At 69.6% G+C, this 15,410-nt stretch carries 20 protein-coding genes; 13 read left to right on the forward strand and 7 right to left on the reverse strand.

What is annotated here, in order from left to right; genetic code table 11:
* Positions 1-182: 182 nt before the first annotated feature.
* Positions 183-1,256 carry a succinyl-diaminopimelate desuccinylase gene (dapE, locus tag ACWDNU_RS41770; protein WP_449672914.1) on the reverse strand — a complete coding sequence of 358 codons (1,074 nt, stop codon included), beginning with the start codon at positions 1,254-1,256 and terminating at the stop codon, positions 183-185.
* Between the two features lie 42 nt (positions 1,257-1,298).
* Between dapE and ACWDNU_RS41775 the strand changes: the two genes are divergently transcribed.
* The 3 genes from ACWDNU_RS41775 (at position 1,299) to ACWDNU_RS41785 (ending at position 3,808) form a co-directional block, all read left to right on the forward strand.
* On the forward strand, positions 1,299-1,739 hold the full coding sequence (locus tag ACWDNU_RS41775; RefSeq protein ID WP_370940296.1) for a hypothetical protein: 441 nt from the start codon (positions 1,299-1,301) through the stop codon (positions 1,737-1,739).
* A 29-nt stretch (positions 1,740-1,768) separates the two neighbouring features.
* Positions 1,769-2,749, forward strand: coding sequence for a 2,3,4,5-tetrahydropyridine-2,6-dicarboxylate N-succinyltransferase (dapD, locus tag ACWDNU_RS41780; protein ID WP_449672915.1), 981 nt, complete (start codon positions 1,769-1,771; stop codon positions 2,747-2,749).
* 99 nt (positions 2,750-2,848) lie between these two features.
* Positions 2,849-3,808: a CHAD domain-containing protein gene (locus ACWDNU_RS41785; protein WP_449672916.1), complete on the forward strand. Its 960-nt coding sequence runs from the start codon at positions 2,849-2,851 to the stop codon at positions 3,806-3,808.
* A gap of 327 nt (positions 3,809-4,135) precedes the next feature.
* On the opposite strand, the gene ACWDNU_RS41790 is transcribed toward ACWDNU_RS41785, so the two are convergent.
* Positions 4,136-5,533: an FAD-dependent monooxygenase gene (locus tag ACWDNU_RS41790; protein WP_449672917.1), complete on the reverse strand. Its 1,398-nt coding sequence runs from the start codon at positions 5,531-5,533 to the stop codon at positions 4,136-4,138.
* Positions 5,534-5,620: 87 nt separating this feature from the next.
* Between ACWDNU_RS41790 and ACWDNU_RS41795 the strand changes: the two genes are divergently transcribed.
* Positions 5,621-6,241 (forward strand): TetR/AcrR family transcriptional regulator, encoded by a 621-nt coding sequence (locus tag ACWDNU_RS41795; RefSeq protein ID WP_370940300.1) that lies wholly within the window; start codon positions 5,621-5,623, stop codon positions 6,239-6,241.
* Between the two features lie 137 nt (positions 6,242-6,378).
* On the opposite strand, the gene dapC is transcribed toward ACWDNU_RS41795, so the two are convergent.
* The 3 genes from dapC to ACWDNU_RS41810 all read right to left on the reverse strand — a co-directional run bounded on the left by dapC (position 6,379) and on the right by ACWDNU_RS41810 (position 8,078).
* A complete protein-coding gene (gene dapC, locus ACWDNU_RS41800; RefSeq protein ID WP_449672918.1) occupies positions 6,379-7,467 on the reverse strand; it encodes a succinyldiaminopimelate transaminase in 1,089 nt (362 codons plus the stop codon).
* A complete protein-coding gene (gene fdxA, locus ACWDNU_RS41805) occupies positions 7,464-7,784 on the reverse strand; it encodes a ferredoxin (protein WP_009072848.1) in 321 nt (106 codons plus the stop codon). Before fdxA ends, dapC begins: the two co-directional genes overlap by 4 nt.
* Positions 7,785-7,904: 120 nt before the next feature.
* Entirely contained in the window at positions 7,905-8,078 is a 174-nt protein-coding gene (locus ACWDNU_RS41810) for a hypothetical protein (protein WP_093575832.1), read from the reverse strand.
* 47 nt (positions 8,079-8,125) lie between these two features.
* Here ACWDNU_RS41810 and ACWDNU_RS41815 point away from each other — a divergent pair, with 47 nt between their 5' ends.
* The 8 genes from ACWDNU_RS41815 to ACWDNU_RS41850 all read left to right on the forward strand — a co-directional run bounded on the left by ACWDNU_RS41815 (position 8,126) and on the right by ACWDNU_RS41850 (position 12,949).
* The gene (locus ACWDNU_RS41815) at positions 8,126-8,875 is read left to right on the forward strand and encodes a GNAT family N-acetyltransferase (protein ID WP_449672919.1); all 750 of its coding nucleotides are present in this window, start codon (positions 8,126-8,128) and stop codon (positions 8,873-8,875) included.
* Positions 8,872-9,864 carry a 2-phospho-L-lactate transferase gene (cofD, locus tag ACWDNU_RS41820; protein WP_449672920.1) on the forward strand — a complete coding sequence of 331 codons (993 nt, stop codon included), beginning with the start codon at positions 8,872-8,874 and terminating at the stop codon, positions 9,862-9,864. Before ACWDNU_RS41815 ends, cofD begins: the two co-directional genes overlap by 4 nt.
* A complete protein-coding gene (locus tag ACWDNU_RS41825) occupies positions 9,857-11,194 on the forward strand; it encodes a coenzyme F420-0:L-glutamate ligase (protein ID WP_449672921.1) in 1,338 nt (445 codons plus the stop codon). Before cofD ends, ACWDNU_RS41825 begins: the two co-directional genes overlap by 8 nt.
* Complete coding sequence (locus tag ACWDNU_RS41830) at positions 11,191-11,718, forward strand: NUDIX hydrolase (protein WP_449672922.1); 528 nt, start codon at positions 11,191-11,193, stop codon at positions 11,716-11,718. The genes ACWDNU_RS41825 and ACWDNU_RS41830 overlap by 4 nt, the downstream gene beginning before the upstream one ends.
* Before the next feature lie 9 nt (positions 11,719-11,727).
* Positions 11,728-11,874 (forward strand): LPXTG cell wall anchor domain-containing protein, encoded by a 147-nt coding sequence (locus ACWDNU_RS41835; protein ID WP_093575833.1) that lies wholly within the window; start codon positions 11,728-11,730, stop codon positions 11,872-11,874.
* On the forward strand, positions 11,871-12,224 hold the full coding sequence (locus ACWDNU_RS41840) for a GntR family transcriptional regulator (protein WP_344288708.1): 354 nt from the start codon (positions 11,871-11,873) through the stop codon (positions 12,222-12,224). The genes ACWDNU_RS41835 and ACWDNU_RS41840 overlap by 4 nt, the downstream gene beginning before the upstream one ends.
* Positions 12,225-12,278: 54 nt before the next feature.
* Positions 12,279-12,560 (forward strand): hypothetical protein, encoded by a 282-nt coding sequence (locus ACWDNU_RS41845; RefSeq protein WP_449672923.1) that lies wholly within the window; start codon positions 12,279-12,281, stop codon positions 12,558-12,560.
* 68 nt (positions 12,561-12,628) lie between these two features.
* Positions 12,629-12,949 carry a hypothetical protein gene (locus tag ACWDNU_RS41850; RefSeq protein WP_449672924.1) on the forward strand — a complete coding sequence of 107 codons (321 nt, stop codon included), beginning with the start codon at positions 12,629-12,631 and terminating at the stop codon, positions 12,947-12,949.
* A gap of 1 nt (position 12,950) precedes the next feature.
* On the opposite strand, the gene ACWDNU_RS41855 is transcribed toward ACWDNU_RS41850, so the two are convergent.
* The gene (locus tag ACWDNU_RS41855) at positions 12,951-13,844 is read right to left on the reverse strand and encodes a DNA-3-methyladenine glycosylase family protein (RefSeq protein ID WP_449672925.1); all 894 of its coding nucleotides are present in this window, start codon (positions 13,842-13,844) and stop codon (positions 12,951-12,953) included.
* Positions 13,844-14,923: a sugar phosphate nucleotidyltransferase gene (locus tag ACWDNU_RS41860; protein WP_449672926.1), complete on the reverse strand. Its 1,080-nt coding sequence runs from the start codon at positions 14,921-14,923 to the stop codon at positions 13,844-13,846. The genes ACWDNU_RS41855 and ACWDNU_RS41860 overlap by 1 nt, the downstream gene beginning before the upstream one ends.
* Before the next feature lie 140 nt (positions 14,924-15,063).
* Here ACWDNU_RS41860 and ACWDNU_RS41865 point away from each other — a divergent pair.
* Positions 15,064-15,410 (forward strand): hypothetical protein (locus ACWDNU_RS41865; RefSeq protein WP_449672927.1); only part of this gene is annotated, 347 nt, incomplete at its 3' end.

Raw genomic sequence — 15,410 nt, forward strand, 5'->3', positions numbered from 1 at the left:
CGAGCAGCCGCCACCGGGAAGAGGTGTGCGTGGACGTCATTGTCATCCCTCAATCACTCGAGGGGCGGCCTGGCGGCGCCACCCCGGGTTCAAGCACCCCCAGACCGTCAGCACAATCAAGCTTCGGGGTGCCCCACGCAACCAACGGGCGCAACGTCGCCGCCAGGCGACGAGCAGCCCCCTCAGCTAAGAAACTTCCTCAACACCTCAGCAACCCCCCGAATCTCCCCAACCCGAACATTCTCCTGCTGCGTATGCGCCAGCGTCGGATCCCCAGGCCCAAAATTCACCGCAGGCATCCCCAACGCAGCAAACCGAGCCACATCAGTCCACCCCAACTTAGCCGCAGCAGTCCCCCCAGCCGCAGCCACCAGCTCCGCAGCAGCAGGAGCAGACAACCCAGGCAACGCCCCAGGCGACATATCCACCAACGTCACATCAAACCCGTCAAACACCTCACGTACATGCGCCTCAGCCTCATCCGCACTACGATCCGGCGCAAACCGATGATTAACCGTCAACACAGCAGCATCAGGCACCACATTCCCAGCCACCCCACCAGAAATAGAAGTAGCCTGCAGCCCTTCCCGATAAGTCAGCCCGTCAATATCCACAACCCGAGCCGAATAAGAATCCAACCGCCGCAACGGCTCAGCCAACGCATGAATCGCGTTCGACCCCATCCAAGCCCGCGCAGTATGCGCCCGAGCCCCAGACGTCCGAACCTCAACCCGCAACGTCCCCTGACACCCAGCCTCAATCACCCCATTGGACGGCTCCCCCACAATCGCAAGATCCCCGACCAGCCACTCAGGCAGTTCCCGCTCAATCCGCCCAAGCCCATTCTTAACAGCCTCAACCTCTTCATTGTCATAAAGAACAAAAGTCACATCATGCCGAGGCTCCGGCAAAGTAGCGGCGAGATGCAAAAACACCGCATCCCCACCCTTCATATCCACCGACCCCAACCCATGCAACACGGCATCGTCCCCAGAACCAGAACGACGAGAAGGCAAGTTGGCATTCTCCGGCACAGTATCCAAATGCCCAGCAAGAATCACCCGAGACCCACGCCCCAAATGAGTCCGCGCCAAAACAGCATCCCCATTACGAACAACCTCCAAATGCGGAGCCTGCTCAACCAACGCCCCCTGCACCAAGTCAGCAAGCCGCCCCTCCTCCCCGGAGACGCTGAACACATCCACAAGGGCAGCAGTGAGCTCGGCCGGATCGGCGCGCAGGTCAAGGGAGGTCATACCGGCACCGTACCCAGCCAGCGCGGGGGCTACCGTGAGGACGTGCGCACGCGAAGCTCCCTGGTCGCTCTCGGCGTCCTCGCCCTCGTCCTCACCGGCTGCAGCAACGAGGCCGGGCCCAAGGCCCGCCCTGGAGCCGGCGATCCGGGTCCGGATGCCCTGCCGACCAAGCTCGAGGCGCTGTCCGCCGACGCTTGCTTCACCGGCCCGCAGACGCAGCTGCCCAAGGGCTGTGAGAAATACGTCACCGAGGTCGGCAACACCGCCGGTTCGGTGCACAAGCTGGCGAAAGCGGGCAAGACGGTCAACCAGCCGCTCGACCGCGACGCGACCGCGATCGACCAGGCGGTCGGCGCGTTCCGCCAGGCAGGCTGCACCACCGTGCCGGCCCCGGGCGGGGAGTGCACGCAGGCGCTCGTGTCCATCTCGGCCGCGCTGACCGAGGTCAAGCAAAAGGTGAACCAGCTGGCCACCACGGGTTGATCCGGCCCGCTTCGGCTACCGTGACCAGCGTGAGCGAGCAGACCCCTGACCCCGAAACGACCGGCGCCGTCGGCGTCGGGCTGGCGACCGTCACGTCCGACGGGACTGTGCTGGACACCTGGTACCCGCACCCCAAGCTGGTCGACGCAGGCACCAGCGGCACCGAGCGGCTGACCGCGGAGCAGACCACCGAGCTGCTCGGCGAGTCCGCGGCCGCGCTGCTCGGCCCGGACACCGACCGCGGTGTCGAGGTCGTCGCGGTGCGCGTCACGATCGGCAGCCTTGCCACCGCGCCCGCCGACGCCCACGACGTCTACCTGCGCTTGCACCTGCTGTCGCACCGCCTGGTCCGGCCGCACGGGCAGAGCCTCGACGGCATCTTCGGCCTGCTGGCCAACGTCGTGTGGACCAGCCACGGCCCGTGCCCGGTCGAAGGCTTCGAGCAGACCCGGCTGCGGCTGCGGTCGCGCGGCGCGGTCGCCGTGTACGGCGTGGACAAGTTCCCGCGGATGGTCGACTACGTGCTGCCGACCGGTGTCCGCATCGCCGACGCCGACCGCGTGCGCCTCGGTGCGCACCTTGCGTCCGGCACCACCGTGATGCACGAGGGCTTCGTCAACTTCAACGCGGGCACGCTCGGCGCGTCGATGGTCGAGGGCCGCATCTCGGCGGGCGTGCTGGTCGGCGACGGCAGCGACGTCGGCGGCGGCGCGTCGATCATGGGCACCCTGTCCGGCGGCGGCACCGAGGTGATCTCCGTCGGCGAGCGCTGCCTGATCGGCGCGAACGGCGGCGCGGGCATCTCCCTCGGCGACGATTCGGTGATCGAGGCCGGGCTGTACATCACCGCGGGCACCAAGGTCGAGGTCGACGGCAAGACGGTCAAGGCACGCGAGCTGTCCGGCATCTCCGGCGCGGTCTTCCGGCGCAACTCCGCGACCGGCGCGGTCGAGGTCGTGCCGCGCGGCGGCGTCGGCATCAAGCTGAACGAAGCACTGCACGCCAACTGATCCAGCCTTCGAGAGGGTGCGCTTCCCGCTGCGGGGAGCGCACCCTCTCGCTGTTTCGGCGGACTCCGATCCGATCGTTGTTCACCTACCATTAACCAGGTGACTTCCGAAGCGACCAGCCGCCGCCGTACTCCGGAACCGACGACGCCGGCCGCACTCGGGCTCCCCGCCGAACCGGTGAAAGCGGACCCCGAGGCCCCGGCGGCCGCGCACGTGCGCGCCAAACTCGACCACGAACTGCGCGAACTGCTGTCCCGCGAACCGGGCACCCGGGCCGGTGCCGATCCGGAAGAACTGCACCAGATGCGCGTGGCGCAGCGGCGGATGCGCAGCGTGCTGAAATCGTCCAGCGCGCTGGTCGGGGCCACCGCGGAACCCGTGCGCGCCGACCTCGGCTGGCTGGGCCAGGTCCTCGGCGAGGTCCGCGACTACGACGTCCTGATCGGCCATCTGCGCGAGGTGATCGCCGGCTTCGACGTCCGAGACCAGGCCGCCGGACGACGGCTGGTGTCCCGCTTCGTCGCCGAACGCACCACCGCCCGCCGCCGGCTGAACCGGGCGCTGTCGAGCCCGCGGTACGCGACCCTGCTGCAGGGCATCGCCCAGCTGTCCCGCACCGCGGAGCACGAGATCGACGAAACACCGTCCGAGAAGCCCGGCCTGGCCGCGGACGTACGGAAGCCGTACCGGAAGCTCGCCCGCGCGGTCGCCGCCCTGCCGCCGAATCCGCCGGACGACGACCTGCACGCGCTGCGCATCCACGGCAAGAAGCTGCGCTACACCGCCGAATTGGCCCGATCGGCGGCGAAGAAGAAGCAGGCCGAAAAGCTGTCCGAACTGATCAAGGCGACACGCAAGTTCCAGACGGTCTTGGGCGATCACCAGGACGCGGTCTACGCCGCCGAGAAAGTGCGCGGCGCACTGGCCAACGCGGACGCGGAGATCGGCTTCGTCGCAGGCCGCATCGTCGAACACGAGCTGGCGAAGCGAGCGCGAGCCCGAGCCGCGTGGCTCGATGTGTGGCACCGCATCGAAAAAGCCGAACACGCGGTCATTTAACCGACCACACATACCCGTCCGGCCGCACCAACACCCGACTCCCCAGAAGCGCCCTTATACGCCGTATAAGCGCCCGCCCCGCGTCGACGAACACTCTCGTCGACCCCTGCGGCAAAGCCGATACGCCGGATGCTCCGCCCCAAGCGGCCCCTCGCCAAACACCAACTCGGTCACATACCGCCCCCCGACCCTTGCCCTTCGCATCCACGAGCACGACCGGAGCGCGATCACCGGGCCGGACCGTCGAACACGAGCTGGCCAAGCGAGCGCGAGCCCGAGCCGCGTGGCTCGATGTGTGGCACCGCATCGAAAAAGCCGAACACGCGGTCATTTAACCGACCACACATACCCATCCGGCCGCACCAGCACCCGCTTCCCCGGCGCCCCCTCATAAGCCGCATAAGCATGCCCGCCCGCGTCGACGAATTCCCCCGTCGACCCCTGCGGCGAAATCCGATAAGCAGGATGCTCCGTCCCCAGCTCTCCCTCGCCGAAGACCAGTTCTGTCGCATGTGGACCCCGGAACAGCTCGAACAGCCGCACCCCCTTGCCATTCCCGTCGACCAGCGGCGCGTCCGGCGCCCGATCCCCTGGCCGCAACGCACCCGTGCCCACCGGCGACAACGGCCCGCCGCGGTAAGTCAGGTCGAGCTGCTGCGTCTCCGGCCCGCGCTCGTGCGCGTCGTCCGCACCCTCCTTGTACTTCTCCAGCAACGCACTGCTCACCCCCAACACCCGCGCCGCGACCGCGCGCCGTTCCGTTTCGTAGCTGTCCAGCAGCGCAGGCGATCCGTCGGCGAGCTTCCAGCCGAGGTTGTACGCGTCCTGCACGCCGGTGTTTAGCCCCTGCCCGCCCGTCGGCGGGTGTACGTGCGCGGCGTCCCCGGCCAGGAACACCCGGCCCTTCCGGAACGCCGCGGCCAGCCGGATGTTCGGCCGCCACACCGTGGACCACGCCAGGTCGAGCAGCCGGATCCCACCGCCGGACACCCGGTCCAGGTGTGCCTGCAACGCGCTCAGCGAGGCCTCCGCGGCACCGTCGCCGAGCGGGGAGGAGAACTGGAAGTGCGGCGTCCCCGCGAGCGGCGTGAAGGCGACGCCGGACATCGGCTCGTCCGCCGTCGCGAACCAGTACCCCGAGTCGTGGTCGAGCCCCTCCGCCGAGACGTCGCCCAGCAGCAGCCGGATCGACTCGTCCGTGGTCCCTTCGAAGGCGATCCCCAGCGCCTTTCGCACGAAGCTCTTCCCGCCGTCCGCGCCGACCAGGTACTCGACCCGCACCGTCTCCCCGGTCGACAGCTCAGCGGTGACGCCCTCGTCGTCCTGCGTGAAGCCGGTCAACGCCGTGTTCAGCTCGACCCGCACGCCGAACTCGGCCAGCCGGTCCCGCAGGATCCCCTCGGTCTGCGACTGCCCGAGGAACCAGGCATTCGGATACGGCACCGCCGGCGTCGGCTCGACCGGCTCGGCCATCCGCCGCACCATGGTGAACTTCCCGTCGAGGTACACCTTCATCGGGTACGGCGGCGCGCCCGCGGCGAGCACCGCGTCCAGCACGCCCAGATCCTCGAAAACCTCCATCGTCCGCGGCTGCAGCCCGTCACCGCGCGAACCGGCGAAGTACTGCTCCGCCTTGTCCACGATCCGCACGCCGACCCCGCGCCGAGCCAGCTCGATCGCCAGCGTGAGGCCGGTCGGCCCCGCTCCCGCCACCAGCACCGTCATGTCCCTCGCCCCTCTCGGTGAATTTTGATTCAGTGAATCTGGATTCAGAATGCCCGCTGATAGCGTTCCCGTCAAGGGAGGTGCCGGATGACGGCGACGAGCCGCAAGGACAAAGCCGCCGAAACGGAAACGGCGCTGAAGGAAGCGGCCAAGCGCGTGTTCGCGGCCAAGGGCTACCTGAACACGAAGATCACCGACATCACCAAGGAAGCGGGCCGCGCCGCCGGGTCGTTCTACAACCACTTCGCGGGCAAGGAAGAACTGCTGGTCGCGCTGCTGGCCGACCTGGCCGAGGACAGCGACCGGCAGGCCGCGGGCGAGGGCCATCTGTCCGATTTCAGCGATCCCGCCGCGGTCCGCTGGCACGTGCGGCAGTACTGGGACTTCTACCGCGCCAACGCGCCCACGATGCTCGCGCTGCGCCAGGCGGCGATGGTGAACGACGACTTCGCCGCCACGTACGCGAACTTCGGCGCCACTCAGGCCTCAGACGTCGAGAGCCACCTCGAACACGTCACGGCGGCCGGTTTGCGGCTCCCCGCGAACACCCAGCTCACCATCGCGATGATGTACCAGCTGATCGACAACTTCGCGCAGATGTGGCTGCTCACTCCGCCGCCGGCGGGCTGGAATCAGCCGTCGGACGAGGAGGCGATCGAGGCGCTGACGCGGTTTGTGTACCGCGGCTTCACCGGCCGCGACTACTGAACCGGCTGACGAGGGGGCTGCATGACTCGGCTGCCGCGAAAGTACGTGAGGGGAACCCTGAGGGAATCTGATTCCCTCAGGGTTCCCCTCACGTACCTCGGGATCACGCTACGGCCCGTCGACGGGGCGAGAGGCGGTTAGCCCTGCGCGAGCCGCTCGGCGGCGGCCTCGATGCGCTCGTCCGTGGACGTCAGCGCGACGCGCACATGATCACGACCCGCAGGCCCGTAGAACGTGCCCGGAGCGACCAGAATCCCGCGCTCGGCAAGCCATTCCACGGTTGCCTGCGCGGATTCCCCGCGCGTGGCCCAGAGATACAGCCCAGCCTCGGAATACGTGATCTCGAACCCGCTGTCCTGCAACGCCTTCCGCAGCACCACCCGGCGCGCGCGATAGCGTTCACGTTGCACGGCAAGGGCTTCGTCGTCGGTCAGCGCGGCCACCATCGCCTGCTGCACCGGCCGCGGCACGATCATGCCAGCGTGCTTGCGCACCTCCAGCAGGGTCTTCACCAGCGCAGGGTCACCGGCCACGAACCCGGCGCGGTAGCTGGCGAGGTTCGCCGACTTGGACAGCGAATGCACCGCGAGCAGGCCGTCCGTCTGTCCACCGTGGACGGACGGATGCAGCACCGACAGCGGTTCCGCCTCCCAGCCGAGCGAGAGGTAGCACTCGTCGGACACCACGACGGTGCCGCGGTCGCGCGCCCATTCGACCACCTTGCGCAGGTGGTCGACGCCGAGCACCCGGCCGGTCGGGTTGGACGGCGAGTTCAGCCAGATCATCGCCGGGCGGCGCGGGCCGAGCTGGGTCAGCCCGTCCGCACGCACCACCTCGGCACCCGCGAGCAGCGCGCCGACCTCGTACGTCGGGTACGCCAACTCCGGGATGACCACCACGTCGCCCGGTCCGAAGCCGAGCAGCCGCGGCAGCCAGGCCACGGCCTCTTTCGAGCCGATCGTCGGCAGCACGGCGTCCGGCTCGACGCCGGTGATCCCGTACCGCCGCCGCAACGCCGCGACGGCCGCTTCGCGCAGCTCAGGCGTGCCGTGCGTGGTCGGGTAGCCGGGGATCTCCGACACCGACGCGAGCGCGGCGCGGATCGAGTCCGGCACCGGGTCGACAGGCGTGCCGACGGAGAGATCGACGATGCCCCCGGGATGCGCCTGCGCGCGGGCCTTGACCTCGGCGAGCGAATCCCAGGGGAAGTCGGGCAGCCGGGTCATTCGCCCTGCGGGGGCAGAGCCTTGATGAACCCCGGGTCGTGCGCGGTCTTGCCGACCTTGGAGGCGCCGCCGGGCGAGCCGAGCTCGTTGAAGAAGTCGACGTTCGCCTTGGTGTAGTCGGACCAGTTGTCCGGGACGTCGTCCTCGTAGTAGATGGCCTCGACCGGGCAGACCGGCTCGCAGGCGCCGCAGTCGACGCACTCGTCCGGGTGGATGTACAACATCCGCTCGCCCTCGTAGATGCAGTCCACGGGGCACTCGTCGATACACGCCTTGTCGAGGACGTCGACGCAGGGCTCGGCGATCACGTAGGTCACTGCGTACTCCTGGCTTCTCCTGCTGGGCCGGTCGGTGCGGACATTACGCGCTTCCCTGGCCCCCGGTGGTGGTTAGGCGACCCTTATCCCACCCCTGGAAACGGGGCGGATCCGCGCCGCTCAGCGGTCCCGGCGACGCGGTTTCGGCGCGTTCCGGGCATCGCCGGTAATCGTGAACGCGGGTCCGGCGGGCTTGCCGTCCTCGCGTTTTTCTTCGAGAGTCCGCTTGAACCCGTCGGCGATCTCGTCGACAAGCTCATCGTTGTGCCGGTCGTCCTTGCGCGCGTAGCTCATGGGGTTCTCCTGCGGAACGGGACAGCTCTCTCCGTCACAATCTAACCGTGAACTCCCGGGAAAAGCTCGAAATCGTGTGCGCGAAAGCCTGGCCGGCGGTGGTCGAGGAGCCGCTCGGAGAATGGACTTTGCGCTGGGCGGACGGCTTCACCGGGCGCGCGAACAGCACACTCGCCGTCGGCGACCCCGGCCGTCCGGTCCCGGACGCGCTCGCGGCCGTGTGTGACTTCGCCCACGCCCGCGGCATTCCGCCCGCGGTTCAGGTGCTGGAAGACAGCGAGCTGGAGCGCGCGGTGGCCGCGGCGGGCTGGCGCGAGCAGGTCGAGCACGCCGCCGGGCACCAGGTGTCGGTACTGACCGGTCCGCTGCCGTCCGGGCCTTCGCCCGGCGCCGAGGTCCTCGACCAGGCGACGCCGGAATGGTGGGAGTTGGCCGAGAACACCACGGAGCCGAGTTCCGCCCAGTGGCACGTCGTGACCACCGGAAAGGTCGGCTACGGCGTGGTGCTGGCCGACGGAACCACGGCGGGCGCGGTGCGCGGCGCGATCGTGGACGACTGGCTGCACGTCTCCCGGCTCGCGGTCGCACCGGCGTTTCGCCGCCGCGGCCTCGCCACGACGGTCCTCCAGGCGCTCGCGGACTGGGGCCGCGCGCACGGTGCCGACGAGTGGGTCCTGCAAGTGGCGGTGGGCAACAGCGGCGCACTCGCGTTGTATTCCGCGCTGGGCTGTTCGGAGCACCACAGGTACCGGTACTGGGGCCCGGCGCCGCGGACGTGCGAGGATCGCCAGTCGTGAAGATCGTCGTACTGGTTGGCGGGGTGGGCGGCGCCCGCTTCCTGCTCGGGGTCAAAACCGCACTCGGACTTCCCGCGATCGGCGCGGGCGAATCGCCGCACGAGATCACGGCGCTGGTGAACACCGGCGACGACGTGTGGATGCACGGCCTGCGCATCTGCCCGGATCTCGACACCTGCATGTACACCCTCGGCGGCGGCATCGATACCGAACGCGGCTGGGGCCACGCGGGCGAGACCTGGACGGTCAAGGAGGAACTCGCCGCCTACGGCGCGGAGCCGACCTGGTTCGGGCTCGGCGACAAGGACATCGCGACGCACCTGATCCGCTCGCGGATGCTGCGCGCGGGCTATCCGCTGTCCCAGGTCACCGAGGCGCTGTGCGACCGCTGGCAGCCCGGCGTGCGGCTGCTGCCGATGTCGGACGACCGGGTCGAAACGCACGTCGTGATCGACGATCCGGAGCAGCCGGACCAGCAGAAGGCCGTGCACTTCCAGGAGTGGTGGGTGCGTTACCGGGCCGGTGTGCCCGCGCATTCGATCGTCGCGGTCGGCAACGACGAGGCCAAGCCCGGCCCCGGCGTGCTGGCGGCGCTGGCCGAGGCGGACGTCGTGCTGTTCGCGCCGTCGAACCCGGTCGTGTCGGTCGGCACGACGCTCGGGGTGCCCGGGGTGCGCGACGCGCTGCGGAAATCCCGCGCGAAGGTCGTCGGGGTGTCGCCGATCATCGGCGGGAAAGCGTTGCGCGGCATGGCCGACGCGTGCCTCACCGCGATCGGCGTGGAGACCTCCGCGGAGGCGGTCGGCCGGCATTACGGTGCGCGAACCGAGGGCGGCGTGCTCGACGGCTGGCTCGTCGCGCCGGAGGATCACGAGGTCACGGTGCCCGGCGTGGACGTGCGCGCGGTGCCGCTGCTGATGTCCGATGTGGACGCGACGGCGGACATGGTCCGCGCGGCGCTCGACGTAGCGGGAGTCTCCCTTGACTGACCACGCTTCCCAGAAGATCGAGATCCTCCCGGTCCCCGGATTGCCGGAGTTTCGTCCCGGCGACGACCTGACCGGCGCGATCGTGTCCGCCGCGCCGTGGCTGCGCTCCGGCGACGTGGTGGTGGTGACCAGCAAGGCTTTCTCGAAGATCGAGGGGCGCCTGGTGCGCGTGCCGAGCGATCCCGAGGAGCGCGACGCGGCCCGGCGCAAGCTGGTCGAGGAAGAATCGGTGCGGGTCGTCGCTCGCATCGCGCGCACGCTGATCACCGAGAACCAGCTGGGCATCGTGCAGGCGGCCTCCGGGATCGACGCGTCGAACGTGCGCGGCGACGAGGTGGCACTGCTGCCCGCGGACCCGGACGCGTCCGCGTTGGCGCTGCGCAACGGTTTGCGGGAACGGCTGGGCGTCGAGGTGGCCGTGGTCGTCACCGACACCATGGGCCGCGCCTGGCGAGTCGGCCAGACGGACGCCGCGATCGGCGCGTCCGGCCTGCGCGTGCTGCACGGGTATGCCGGGCAGATCGATTCGCAGGGCAACGAGCTGGCGGTTACGGAAATCGCGGTCGCGGACGAGATCGCCGCCGCCGCGGATCTCGTGAAGGGCAAGCTCGGCGGACTGCCGGTGGCGGTCGTGCGCGGGCTGCAGATCCACGACGACGGTTCCACCGCGCGCAAGCTGATCCGCCCGATCGAAACCGACCTCTTTCGCTTGGGCACCAACGAATCCATCGCGCAGGGCCGCCGGGAAGCCGTGCCGCACCGGCGTTCCGTCCGGCAATTCAGCGACGAGCCGGTGGATCCCGAGGCGATGCGGCGCGCCGTCGCGGCCGCGCTCACCGCGCCCGCGCCGCACCACACGCACCCCGTCCGGTTCATCTGGCTGCGCGACGAAGGCCTGCGCCGCAAACTCCTCGACGCGATGCGCTCCTCGTGGGAAGCCGACCTGACCAGCGACGGCTTCACCCCCGAACAGATCGCGAAACGCCTGTCCCGCGGCGACATTCTCTACCGCGCGCCGGAACTCGTAATCCCGTTCCTGCTGCCCGAAGGCGCGCACACCTACCGGGACGACCGGCGAAACCGGCACGAGCGCACGATGTTCACCGTCGCCGCCGGCGCCGCCGTGCAGGGTCTGCTGGTCGCGCTGGCCGCCGAAGACCTCGGCTCGTGCTGGATCGGCTCGACCATTTTCGCCGCCGACCTGGTCCGGTCCACTTTGGATCTCGACGACCAGTGGCATCCGCTCGGCGCGGTCGCCATCGGGCACCCGGCCGAACCCGCTCCCCCGCGCGGCCCGCTCACCACCGGCGATTGGCTGATCGAACGATGACCCTGCACGAATCCGCCGTCGCCACGCTGACCGAGTGGAAGCCGGAAGCTCCGTCGCAAGAGTCGCTGCGGCAAGCGTTTCTCGGTTTCCTGGCGTCGCGTTCGGACACTTGCCAGCGCTCCTGCGAGGCCGGGCACCTGACCGCGTCCGCGGTGGTCCTCGACTCGACCGGCACGCAGGTCCTGCTGACCCTGCACCCGCGCGTCGGCCGCTGGCTGCAACTCGGCGGGCACTGCGAACCGTCCGACGCGTCGCTATCCGAAGCCGCCCTTCGCGAGGCGACCGAGGAATCCGGCATGAGCGGCCTGGTGATCGGGGAAACGCCGGTGCACCTGGACGTGCACCCGATCACCTGCTCACTCGGCGTCCCCACGCGGCATTTCGACGTCCGTTACGCCGTGCACGCACCGCCGGGCGCGGAACCCGTGCGCAGCGAGGAATCCGACGACCTGCGCTGGTGGCCGGTCGACGCGCTGCCCGCGGGTTCGGAAGATCTGGCCGAACTGATCGCGGCGGCCCGTTAACCTGGGCGCATGGACCTGGCGCGACCGCACCTGCACCCGGGCGACACCGGCGTCGCCATCAGCGGATGGGTGGTGCTGATCGGTTTCGCGGTGGCGTTCGCACTGCTGGCGCTGGGCATTGTGGTGAGCATCCGGAGGAAACGGCGGCAACGATGAGCATCAGCTACGACCCGGCTTCGCCCGTTCCGCCGTTCGAACAGGTCCGGACCTCGCTGGCGAACCAGATCAACGACGGGACGCTGGCGGTCGGCACGAAACTCCCGACGGTGCGCGGACTGGCCGCGGACCTGGGCATCGCGCCGAACACGGTGGCGCGCGCGTACCGCGAGCTCGAGGAAGCCGGACTGCTGGAAACCCGAGGCAGAGCAGGCACTTTCGTCGGCGCGACCGGCGACGAGACACTGTCCCGAGCCCAAGCCGCCGCGGCCACGTACGCCGAGGTCATCCGGGGCTTGGGCCTGTCGGCCGAACAAGGCGTGGCGATCGCGGCGGCTGCCCTGCGCTGACCGCGGCGAGGAATTAGCATTCGTTGCGTCCATGCCCGACCCGATGGGAACCCCATGCTGAAATTCGTCCTGCCGGTCGCGCTGATCGTGCTGCTGGTGGTCGTACTGGTCCTGAAATTCACGGTGGGACGGCCTAAGCAGCCGCCGCAGGCCGGGCCGGGGCAGTATCCGGGACAGCAGGGGCCGGGCGCGCCGTACGGGCAGCAGCCGCAGGGGCAGTACCCGCCGCAGCCTGGTGCTCCGCAGCAGTTCCCGCCGCAGGGCCAGTACCCGCAGCAGCAGTATCCGCCGCAGCCCGGTCAGCAGTACCCGCAGCAGCAGCCCCCGCAAGGCTGATCCATTCCGGTGCGCGAACCCCGCTGAGCGGCCTACGATGGACCCTCGCCCAGGGGAGGATCTTCATCGTGGCTGTACAGCCTTGGCACCTCATCATCTTGATGCTGCTGGCTGGGGTGGTGGCCGTGATCGTGGTGACGGTGCGGGCCTCGTCCCGGCGGAAGCAAGGCCCGCCGCCGGGCTACTTCCCGCCGCAGCAGGGCTATCCGCCGCCGCCCGGCCAGGGCTATCCCGGCCAGCAGGGCTATCCCGCGCCCGGACCGCAGCAGCCCGGTTACCCCGGCCAGCCCGGGTATCCGCCGCCCGGCCCGCAGTACCCGAACCAGCCCGGTGCCCAGTACCCGCCGCCGGGACCCGGTCAGCAGCCAGGCCCGTACCCGCCGCGCTGACCTACATCGCCCGGTAATCCCGCAGCTCAATCCGCGGCCCGAACCGCGGCTTCCGAGCCCCAGCCGCCCCCAGGTACCGGATCGCGCGCTGCCGCTGTGGGGCGTACGGCGCGAGCACCTGCGCCATCTCCTCGTCGTCGATCTTCCGCCCGAGCAGCGTGTGCCCGACCATCGCCGGGATGTTGTAGTCGCCGAAGCTGACCGCGTCCGGGTCGCCCCATGCGCGCTGCGCGATCTCCGCCGCCGTCCACACGCCGATGCCGCGCACCTTTCGCAGCCACGCGCGTCCCTCGACCCCGCGCAGCCGCACCGCTTCCTCCAGCCGCGGAGCCACCCGGGCAGCCTCGATCAACGCCGTGCGGCGCTTGAGGTCCACGCCGATCTTGTGCCAGTTCCAGTCCACAATGGACCGAATAGCGACCGGATCCGGCGGCACCCGCAGGAAATCCGGGCCCGGCCCTGGCGCGCGCGTGCCGAACCACCGGCACAGCTCCGCCCACGACCGGATCGCTTCCTTGCCGCTCACCTTCTGTTCGAGGATCGCGAGCACCAGCGCGTCCCACACCCGCCCGGTCGACCCGAGCCGCAAGCCGGGCGCGTTGCGGCGGCCTTCGGCGATCACGTCGTGGTGCGCGACGAAGCCGGTGTCGTCATCGTCCGCGCCGAGCAAGGCGGGCACGCCGTCAAGCAGGAAATCCGCGCCGTCGCCCCAAGCTTCGGCCTCGACGACCCCATCCGGCCGGTGCAGCAGCGCGAGCGTTCCCTTGCCGCCGGGCGTGTTCGCGGCCAGCCACCAGACGCCGCGGTCGCGCCGGAAGTTCAGCGACCCGCGCCCACGGCTCAGCGGACCCAGCACCTCGGCCAGGTCCACCGGAAACCCCGGACGCCACTCCATCACGCGTCGCTCGAAAACCGGATGCCGCCGTCCGGCACCGAAACACCGGGCCAGATCCGGACGCCGTCCAGCAATTCGCAGCCGGCCCCCACCGACGCCCCGTCGCCGAGCACCACGCCGCGCAGCACCGCGCCCTCGCCGACCTGAGCTCCGCGACCCAGCACCGAATTCTCCACAATCGCGTCCGGACCGATCACCGCGTCGTCGAACACGACCGAGCCGGACACCGTCGCGTCCTTCCCGACAATGGCTCGCGCACCGATCGTCGTACCGTCGGTGAGCTTCGCTCCGGTGAAGACGGAAGCCGCGTCCAGCACCAAAAAATCGCCGGTCGGCCCGGCCAGCGCGGAGGTAGGCGCGACGCCGCGAACCAGATCGGCGCTGCCGCGCACAAAAGCTTCCGGGGTGCCGACGTCGAGCCAGTACGAAGAGTCGACAAATCCGTGCAGATGCGCGCCGTTCTCGAGGAGCCTAGGGAAGGTCTCGCGCTCGACCGACACTCGCCGACCCGACGGAATGGTCTCGATCACCGGACGACGGAAGACGTAACAGCCAGCGTTGATCTGATCCGTCGGCGGGTTGGGCGTCTTCTCCAGGAAAGCCGTGACGCGCCCCTCGGAATCAGTCGGCACCGAACCGAACCGGCTCGGGTCGGGGACGCGCTGCAGATGCAGAGTGACGTCCGCGCCGGAGTCGAGGTGGGTGCGCAGCTGGGCGTGCAGATCAGCCCCAGAGAGGATGTCGCCGTTGAAGACGATCGCGTGGTCGGCGCGCAGCCGGTCGTAGACGTTGCGGATGGCGCCGCCGGTGTCCAGCGGCTCGTCCTCCACCACGTACTCGAGCTCCAGACCGTGCGCGGACCCGTCGCCGAAGTACTCCTCGAACACCTCCGCCCGGTACGACGTGCCGAGCACCACGTGCCGGATGCCGGCCGCGCGGATGCGGGAGAACAGGTGGCTCAGGTACGGCGTGCCCGCCGTCGGCAGCATCGGCTTCGGCGCGGACAGCGTGAGCGGGCGCAGCCGCGTGCCCTGGCCGCCGACCAGTACGACGGCGTCGACCTCGACCTCGGACGTCACAGAATTCTCCTTTGTATCACGCACCGCTGAGCGACAAGCCGCGGGAAACGTGGGCGGCGCGGGCCCCGAGGGCCTACCCTAGACAGGAAACAGGCGGGCCTTCCCCCAGAGGCCCCGGGTCAGTCGGGAGGCCGAGGGGAATGGACCCCCGCGATCGCGCGGACGCTTTGCTCGCACGCGCACGATCCCGCGGCGCCTTCGTGGTGACGCCGGACAACATGACGTCTCCGATGGATTCCTCCAGCACCCAGCAGATCTCCAGAGCGGTGGTCTCCGGGCTGGACCCCGACACCACGACGCAGCTGCCCGCGTCGCTGATCGAAGAGAACGACCATCCGCTGGCAGGCGGCTCGCGCACCCAGCCGTCACCGCATCCGCTGGCCCAGCCGACGCGACGCCCGAACCCCGCCCAATCCAGGCAAACGTGGCGCCCGCCATCCTCCCCAGCCATAGCCCGCCCCGCACATTTTAGGTTAGCCTCACCTCA

The sequence above is a fragment of the Amycolatopsis sp. NPDC003676 genome (assembly GCF_053587275.1).